Genomic DNA, 7655 nt, shown 5'->3' with positions numbered 1-7655 from the left:
TGGACAGGGGGTCAACGGCGTAGCTAGGCGCAGTGATCAGCAGCGATACCACGGCTGCCGGAAGCGCTGTAGGGTGTCTCATGGTGTCCGCCCTCTTGGTCTTTGATGTGGGATCAGACTAGCGAGACCCGTCGTGCGATCAATTCGATTTCACCTTCGGGAGGGTTCAGCGATACCGAATCGAGTGGGTGGTTGCGCGGGGCATACGGGCGAAATGGCCTCCGAATCAGGGGGTTGCCCATTTGGCGCTGGCGCTTTGCTACCCACGAAGGCGACCTCTAAGTCGTCTAATCGCCATGCATAACGCATGGCGTTAGACAAGAAGCTAGGTAAGAACCATCCGACTGGAGCCCCGCCGTCCGATGAGCGCGCTAGTCGTCGAACGCGTTCAGCCCCGCGCCCGCTTGTGCCGGTTCGCCTCGGCGCGGATTACGGGGGTGGTCGTTGGGCCAGCGCTGGGTCTTTGGGGTAGTAGATGCTGCACTCTATCCCGAGGTATCCGTCGGCCAAGGGGATTCCCGAACAGCAGTCCAGGCCATCCCGGCCGACGAACGTGCCTTGCCTGCAGGCGCCAGGGAGTAGCTTGTGCCAGCGAAGCCCTTTGGAGTTAGGGCCTCCAAGCTTCAGAGCCATGTACCCGCAGTCGTTGATCCGCTGCTGGGAGCGGGGCTTGCCCGCGTTGTACTGCGTCTCACCGACTCGCAAGCACTTCTCGTACTCGACGCTATCAGCTTGCTTGTTGCGTTGGGCGATCGCCATCCGCTGCTTGCAAGCGGCCGCCTGATCGCCCGCAATGCAGTTTCGCCTGGATCGTAGCCTTGCAGCCGCCTTGTCCAGTTCCACGCACATCTCGCGCAACGGTTCAGGCCCATCCTCCCCTGCGCAAGCGCGGAGGAAGTAGGCTGGCGTGAAATCGAAGGTGTGCTCGGGCGGGCCCGCGCCTCTATAGGTCACCTGCACGCACTGGTCGCGGTGGTGGTCGAAGCAGATTTCGCACGCTTGTCCCGACACGCAGGGTTGTTTCGTGCTGCCAGGTTTGTGCGCGTGCGCGCTTCCGTTCAGCGTGGGGTGGAAGACGACGTGAGCGTCGCAGGATGCGGGGCACGCTCGCCCGTCGTCGTAGAGCGTCAACCGGGCTTCGCCGGCTCCGGAAGGTAGCGCGGATAGCGACAGCGCTAGGGTGGCGATGATGGCTAGTGACCTCCTGGCGGGTCTCGGCCATCGAGAGCTCATGGCGTCCATGCAGACATCCTAGTGGGGAGGTGGCCGCTGAGGGAATCACTGAATCTGGGCTTTCAGTTCTACGGTGCTCGGCGGCCGCATCTCCCGCGGTCACGCCACCCAGTAGTCCTCGCTGGTGATCCGCCGAGCGCCCCACAGCACCACGCCCACGATCAACGCGATCGACAGCGCCCCGCTCACCATCGCCTGGCCGACCGGGAACGCCGCCCCCGTGAGCCACGCCGGCAGCGAGGTGAGCTCGAACCGCACCGGCAGCGCGAGGCCTTGCGGTGCCGCCCCCGCCGTCGCCATCAGCCCTACCGCCACGGGTAGAATGCTCACCATCGTCAGCCGCGTTTGCGCTTCCATGGTGGTGCGCGCTTGCAGTGCCAAGGCGAAGCCTACGGCGGAGGCGAGCAAGGACACCGGCAGTGCTGCCACGGCCAGGGTGATGATGCTGCTAATGCCCAGGTTCAGCTCGGCGGCCTGCGCCGGCACCAGCTGATGCAGGGCGAGGGCGGAGACGACCGTCGTCACCAGGGCGCCGGCCCAGGCGAAGAGGGAGATCACGGCCCACTTGCCGGTGGCCCAGGCCACGGGCGAGAGCGGTTGCAGGCGCATCAGGGCGAGCGTGCCGCGTTCGCGCTCGCCGGTGGCGCTGTCGATGGCGGCGCCGGAACTCGCGAGAAACGGCGCGAGCACGATGTAGAGGATGAAGACGCTCGCGAACAGCCCGAGCTTCGAGGTGTCGTCCAGGGCGACGCCGTTGATGCGGTAGGGCTGCGTCACCACCGGGGCCACGCCCTGGCGCAGCAATGCGGTGGAGGAGATGCGCGAGGAGAGCGATCCGATGGCGCGGCGCACTTCGTCCTCGGCGCGGCGTTGGTCGGCGTCCTTGCCCGTGTAGATGTCCAGGAGCACGGGGCGATACGCCTCGCGGGACTGCGCCGCATCCTCGGGGATGGCGATGACCACGTCCACCTCGTCCAGCGCCTCGGCCGCCAACGGCACCTCTTCCAGCGGCACCAGGTCGAGGCCGCGCTGCGACAGGGCCTCTGTGATGGCAGCGTTATCTCCGACGAGTCCGACGCGCAGGGTGCGCTCCGGGTCTCCGGCCAGGGCGCCGATCGTGACGACGAGCAAAATGGGACCCAACAACGCGTATAGCTGCGTGGAGAGGACGGTGCGCCGATCGCGGAGCACGTGGAGCAACTCCTTGCGCGCGATTTCGATCAACTGCTTGAGGTGGTTCATGCGGCCAACTCCCGTAGCACGGCGTCCTCGAGCGATGGGGCGTCGCCTCGCAGGGTGCGGGGTGAATCGACGCGTAGCACCTGACCCGCGTCGATCATCACGATGCGATCGGCGATCTCCTCCACCTCGGCCAGCACGTGGCTGGAGAAGAGGATGGCTCGGCCCGCATCACGCAGGTCGCACAGCAATTGCCTCAGGTCGCGCACCCCGAGCACGTCGAGGCCGCGGGTGGGCTCGTCGAGCACCAGGTTCTGGGGGTCGTGGAGCAGACTCATGGCGATGCCCGTGCGCATGCGTTGCCCCTCACTGAAACCCTCGGTGCGCCGGTCCAGGATGTCGCCGAGTCCTAGCTGGGCGCTTACTCTCGCGATCGAGTCCTCGAGGTGCGGGAGGCCGTGCAGGGTGGCGACGTGGGCAAGGTGCTCACGCACGCTCAGGCGGGGGTAGAGGCCGAAGCGATCCGGGAACACGCCGAGGGCGCGAAGGGCTCGGTGGGGATCGGCGTGCATGTCGATCCCGTCGATTCGGACCGTGCCCTGGTCGGGGGTCAGGGTGCCGGCGATGGCGCGCAGCGTGGTGGACTTGCCGGAGCCGTTGAGGCCGAGGAGGGTGGTGATCTCACCGTCACGGGCGTCGAAGGTGATGCCCCTCGCCGCCTGTACCGGGCCGTAGGCCTTTTCGAATCCGTTGATCGAGATCACCGTGCTGCTCCTTCGGGGATGATGATGGGTGGGGCTTTCAGCGTCTTGAGGCATGCGCCATCGAGGGGAGCCTCAGGGGCGTCGAGGAAGTCGGCCACGAGGCGGGGCGCGCAGCCCTCGGGCGTGACGTTGTGGCCTACGGCCGGCGCGACGAGGTGTTGCACCTGGCTCAACCCTCGGATCGCCACCTCGGCGGAGGCGGGCGGGGTGACCGGGTCGAGACCGCCCGACAGGGCGAGCGTGGGGACGTCGGACACCACCAGATCGCCGTAGTCGCCGGGCAGGTCTGTGCGTGGCCAGTGTCGGCAGGCCGTCGCCCAGAAGTGGTAGTAGCTGTCTTCGAAGAGGCTTCCAGCGCCGGCTTGGCGTGCCGCGTCAGGGGTGATGCGGTCGACGTCTTCCGTGCAGAGGATGCTCAGGGTCGACCCGCCGAACATCGTGTCACCCGCCCAGGAGGCCGTGTCCGCGGCGAGGGCAGTGAGCATCTGCAGATCGCCCTCGCTGGCGTGGCTCAGGGCCAGGGGGATCAGGGCCGTGCGGGTGGGCGAGTAGAGGGCGCCGCGCACGGAGTTGCGGCCCAGCGTGCCGTCGATGACTTGGGTGACGGGAGCGCCACTCAGCGGGTCCCGAAGGCTCACGCTCACCGCGGGCGAAGCGATCAACTGACTTAGGTGTTGCTCCACCTGCTGCGCGTCGCAGGCTTCGGTGCGTTCGCAGCGTGCCAGCAGCGCCATGATCGCGGCGTGCGAGTGCTGCGGCGCCTGGGCGAACAGAGACTCGGTGTTCGACGTCACGCCGTCGATCACCATCGCCGCGACGCGGTCGGGGAAGCGGGCGACGTAGCGCAGGGCCAGGCGCGTGCCGAAGGAGGCACCCCACAGGGCCACCTGGTCCTCGCCGAGGAGTTCACGCACGTGGTCCAGGTCGCGCACGATGGCCTCGCTGCCGAAGTGGTGCGGGCTCACCTCGTAGTGGTCGAGGCATTCGCCGACGCCGTCGGCCAGTTCGTCGTCGCTCATCACGTCGAAGCCGAGCCCGGTGACGGCGTCGCATTCGAGGGGGTGTGAGCGACCCGTGCCGCGTTGATCGACGAGGATGATGTCTCGGTTCGTGTTCGCCTGGCGTAAGGCGGAGCGCACGAAGGCCCCGTAGTGGGAGGCGGCGGCCTGGCCGGGGCCGCCGGCGAGGATCATGAGGGGCGGTGTGTTCTCGCGCACGCCGGTCGCGGGCGCGCGAACCACGAAGAGTGAGAGTGCCTCGCCGCCGGGCTGCTCATGATCTACCGGGACGGGCACGGTCGCACACTGCACGACCCGATCGATGTTTGGCACCGAGCAAGGCTGGAAGTCGATGGCGAGTTGGGGTGAGGAGCACCCCGCGAGCCATCCGGCGGCGGCGAGGAGCGCCCCGGCGCGTGGTAGCAACTGGTTGAATTTCACTGGTCCCTCCGCGGGCGCTGCGCCCGTTGTGGAGGGGTAGTCTTCGGTCGGGCGAGTTTCTTACAGCGGTGTCGTGGCGGAGCCTTTGGGCTTGCTCATCACCAGGGCGGAGGTGTGCCACTGGTGACTCCGACTTTTGGCGGATGTGGCAGCGCGAGCGACTCCTTATGCTCCGGGTCGTTCGTGGTTGCCGGGTCTTGCGATGAGGACAGTGCTCAGGTGCGTGGGGGTATCGCTCGTCGCGTTGCTTGCCTTGGGTGTCTCCCCGAGTGCATTCGCCGCGCACTTGGAAGTGCCGTCGTCGGCACCTGCTATTGCCTATATCGGGGCTGCTCTGGTGCTCTACCTGCATACCGGCGGGGGCGCGGTGGGCCTGGCGTCGGGCGTCGCCGCTGCCGTCGCGCGTAAGGGCGGGCCCCTGCACCGCGCGGCGGGCTACACGTTCGTGGTCTCGATGGGGATCACCTACCTGATCGGCGCGCTGGTGGCGCCGTTCCTGACGGAGGGCCAGAGGCCTAACTTCGTTGCTGGGGTATTGGCGCTATACCTGCTGGGCTCCGGCGTCGCTACGGCGAGGCGTCGCCAGTTTCGAGCGGGGTGGGCGGAGAAGGCTGGGCTCGCAGTGGCGTTCATCATCACCGCTATGGGGATCACCTTCATGGTGCTGGGTGCGAACAGCCCTAGCGGCACCGTTGACGGGTCGCCGCCTCAGGCCTTCGTGCTGTTTGTGGTAGTGGGCGTGGTGGCTGTGATCGGGGAGGGCAATGCGCTCGCTCGTGGTCAGCTGGCGGCGGCGGCGCGGACGTCGAGACACTTGTGGCGTATGTGCGTCTCCTTCTTCATCGCCTCGGGGTCATTGTTCCTGGGGCAGCCGCAGGTGTTTCCGCAGGCGTTCAGTGAATCGATCGCGCCGTTGGTGTTGGCATTCGTACCTGTGCTTGTCATGGTCGTGTTTCTAGTGAAGGCGAGGGTGGTCCGCGCGGCGTAGCGGATCGCTGCTATCTCCTCGGTGCGCTGCCAAGCGTCACCCCCGGGCACTTGTGATGCGCCCATAGCGTCTAGTCAGTGCCCAACCTCACTTAGTAGATCCGCTGTGCTGGGTGAATGGCGACGCACCCCGCCCTCGCGCGTTGGTGCACACGGTGTGTGCGCGTCACCGGCTAGTCCCCACGCTCCGTGCGTGCGAGTCTCGTTCGCGCAAAAGGAGGTACTCGCCCATGAGCGACAACCCGACGATCCAGCCCATCGACGACGGCCCCCTGATGGTGCACCCAGCCCCATCCCTGCGCGATGCCGACGGCACCGCCCTGGAGGCCACCGAGCGCGTAGCGCTCTGCCGCTGCGGCGCCTCCTCCAACAAGCCCTTTTGCGACGGCTCGCACCGCGCCAGTGGATTCACCAGCGCAAACGACGAGGGGGAGATTCGCAACACGCCCCAGTCGTATTCGGGGACGGTGGGAGGGGCGAGCGTCACCGTGTGGTACACGCCCGTGTTGTGCTCTCATGCGGGCGAATGTCAGCGCCTGGCTAGCGCCGTCTTCGATCCGAAGCGCGAGCCCTGGGTGCAACCGCAGGGGGCAGAGATCGGGCCCCTTCTAAAGGCCTTGTCCGCCTGCCCGTCGGGCGCGCTGCGCCTGGGCGTGGAGGGTGACGTAACCCAAGCCCAACATCTTACGGACGGCGACGTGGAGATCCGCATCGAACGCCACGGGCCTTACCACGTCCGTAACGTGCGCCTCGACGCAGAGTTCAACGGCGCTGGCGCCAGCCGGACCAAGTACGTGTTGTGCCGCTGCGGCCACTCGCGCAACAAGCCGTTTTGCGACGGAACGCACTACGACCTGAAATGGCGCGACGACGGCTAGTGCGTTCGTTTGATTCTTGTAAGTGAAGTGCCGCCAAGGAGTTGTCATGGCTCACAAGCCTTCTACCGTTGCACGCTTAGCCCTCGCCGCTGCTCTGGCGAGTGTCCTCATTGCTCAAGCACAGGACGCGAGTAACCCGGAGACGCTCGCCGAAGCCGAGCAACTCAACACTGGCATGAACGCCGAACTGTACTTCTACGTCACCAGGCCAACGAACTCGTTCGAAGAAGTGGTCGAGGTGTTACCCGCGCACATGGATTTCATCCATTCGATCGAGGAGTCGGGTGTGATGGTGATGGGAGGTCAAACGACCGCCGAAGGCGCTGCCGATGCGGGAGGCTACGGGCTCGTGGTGATTCGTGCTGCGTCCTTCGAGGAGGCTCGTGAAATCGCTGAGCGTGATCCGATGCATGAGACCGGCGTGCGTTCCTTCGAGTTGTTCAAGTGGAACGTCAATGAGGGGATGACCGTCATCCGGCTGAAGTTCTCGGATCAGTCGTTCACGCTGGAGTAGGCCTCGTCGGCGATGAAACCAACGATCGCGTCCAGGTCGTTGAGGCTTGCGTCTCTTGTGCATGTCTTTGTCCGCAGCGGCCACGCGTCAGGTGCGCTGTTCATCTCCCACCCCCGTGTGCTTTGACAGCGATACTGCGGGCACGAGGCTACCAGCAACAGCGGCCAGGAAATGGCCGGGGAAGTAGTCGCTGAAGGCGAAGGAAGGGTAGTACTCGAGCGGAAGCGTCATCAGGCAAATCCCGAAAGCGATGGGTGTTGCGACCGGGATGAGGGCGGTCGTCGTCTTCGATGCTGCATAGATGATCAGCGCGAGTGCGGAGCCGAAGGCGATCTTCGCGAGTGGCGGAACCGCGTCGGCGACTGCGAATACTGCACTGGCGTAGCCCAGCAGATTGCGCAGGTCAGCGCCGCTTGTCTCGACTGCGGCGGAGATGAAGGTGATCAGCGCCCAAGTGATGACCCAGACCGCCAAGAGCTGGCTACTTCCACCTCTAGTCAAGCGCTATCCCTCGTCTACTGCGCCAGGCCGCGCAAGATGTCGAGGCGGTTGGCCGGCGCGTTCGGGCTCAAGAAATCTGGGATGGTCGATGGGGTGCGGCGGGGTCGTGACAGGAACTCTACGGGCCATTCGGTGATGCGCTCGGCGCGCACATGTTCGT

General features: G+C 66.0%; 7 protein-coding genes. 3 read left to right on the top strand and 4 right to left on the bottom strand.

Annotated elements, in window-relative coordinates:
• Positions 1-1332 precede the first annotated feature (1332 nt).
• The 3 genes from AAF184_23740 to AAF184_23730 are packed head-to-tail and all read right to left on the bottom strand — an operon-like array spanning position 1333 to position 4615.
• Positions 1333-2475: an ABC transporter permease subunit gene (locus AAF184_23740; protein ID MEO0425368.1), complete on the bottom strand. Its 1143-nt coding sequence runs from the start codon at positions 2473-2475 to the stop codon at positions 1333-1335.
• Complete coding sequence (locus tag AAF184_23735; protein MEO0425367.1) at positions 2472-3176, bottom strand: ATP-binding cassette domain-containing protein; 705 nt, start codon at positions 3174-3176, stop codon at positions 2472-2474. The genes AAF184_23740 and AAF184_23735 overlap by 4 nt, the downstream gene beginning before the upstream one ends.
• The gene (locus AAF184_23730; protein ID MEO0425366.1) at positions 3173-4615 is read right to left on the bottom strand and encodes an alpha/beta fold hydrolase; all 1443 of its coding nucleotides are present in this window, start codon (positions 4613-4615) and stop codon (positions 3173-3175) included. The genes AAF184_23735 and AAF184_23730 overlap by 4 nt, the downstream gene beginning before the upstream one ends.
• A 223-nt stretch (positions 4616-4838) precedes the next feature.
• On the opposite strand from AAF184_23730, the gene AAF184_23725 reads away from it, so the two are divergent.
• From AAF184_23725 to AAF184_23715, 3 genes are all read left to right on the top strand, one after another.
• A complete protein-coding gene (locus AAF184_23725) occupies positions 4839-5603 on the top strand; it encodes a hypothetical protein (protein ID MEO0425365.1) in 765 nt (254 codons plus the stop codon).
• 229 nt (positions 5604-5832) lie between these two features.
• A complete protein-coding gene (locus AAF184_23720) occupies positions 5833-6480 on the top strand; it encodes a CDGSH iron-sulfur domain-containing protein (protein ID MEO0425364.1) in 648 nt (215 codons plus the stop codon).
• A gap of 46 nt (positions 6481-6526) precedes the next feature.
• On the top strand, positions 6527-6994 hold the full coding sequence (locus AAF184_23715; protein ID MEO0425363.1) for a YciI family protein: 468 nt from the start codon (positions 6527-6529) through the stop codon (positions 6992-6994).
• A gap of 87 nt (positions 6995-7081) precedes the next feature.
• Here AAF184_23715 and AAF184_23710 read toward each other — a convergent pair whose 3' ends face one another.
• Positions 7082-7468, bottom strand: a complete 387-nt coding sequence (locus AAF184_23710) for a hypothetical protein (protein MEO0425362.1) — start codon at positions 7466-7468, stop codon at positions 7082-7084.
• Positions 7469-7655 lie beyond the last annotated feature (187 nt).

Source organism: Pseudomonadota bacterium, assembly GCA_039815145.1.
In the GTDB taxonomy this organism is placed as follows: Bacteria; Pseudomonadota; Gammaproteobacteria; order Steroidobacterales; family JBCBZW01; genus JBCBZW01.
This window is presented reverse-complemented; position numbering and strand designations above follow the sequence as displayed.

Coding starts and splice junctions, on each gene's coding strand:
- AAF184_23720 (MEO0425364.1), top strand. CDS start 5,833: ATGAGCGACAACCCGACGATCCAGCCCATCGACGACGGCCCCCTGATG.
- AAF184_23740 (MEO0425368.1), bottom strand. CDS start 2,475: ATGAACCACCTCAAGCAGTTGATCGAAATCGCGCGCAAGGAGTTGCTC.
- AAF184_23715 (MEO0425363.1), top strand. CDS start 6,527: ATGGCTCACAAGCCTTCTACCGTTGCACGCTTAGCCCTCGCCGCTGCT.